This window comes from Adlercreutzia sp. DFI.6.23, from assembly GCF_024462535.1.
Classification (GTDB): Bacteria; Actinomycetota; Coriobacteriia; order Coriobacteriales; family Eggerthellaceae; genus Adlercreutzia; species Adlercreutzia rubneri.
The window spans coordinates 1-383 of record NZ_JANGBP010000241.1 but is presented as its reverse complement, the minus strand read 5'-3'; the positions used below and the strand labels follow the sequence as shown (position 1 = coordinate 383).

The 383-nt window shown below is 50.7% G+C and carries 1 protein-coding gene; it reads right to left on the bottom strand.

The genetic code is table 11. From position 1 onward, the window contains the following. The coding region (locus NE591_RS13195; protein ID WP_371130619.1) for a type I restriction enzyme endonuclease domain-containing protein at positions 1-363 on the bottom strand (363 nt) is incomplete at its 3' end. Between the last annotated feature and the right edge of the window lie 20 nt (positions 364-383).

Below are 383 nucleotides of genomic sequence, written 5' to 3'. Positions count from 1 at the left end.
CTGGGCATTGGTGAGCATCCCGTTCAGGTAAGCGTTTAGGGTGCCTTGCAGCATCTCACTGAATTTTGCCGCCTTTACCACGCTGGTTTTTTTGTAGGCCTTCACCTGCTCTTTGATAAGCCGCTTCAAGCTCTCCACAGCGATGTTTCTTTGCTTCATGCGGCAGAGCTCTTCCAGAAAGGCCTCATCAAAAAGCGAGATCTCAACGCTGTCCTCTTCGAAAAGGTCAATGACCCCTTCAGCATGCACCGTTTGCTCAAGAATGGCACTAGCTTTTTGGTTGAACTCTTTATAGGTCATCCCTCTGCCACTTGATGACTTGCGCCCCGTAAGCCTTAGCACTTGCACGCGGAGCACGCTCATGTACGCTGCTTCATGCTGAT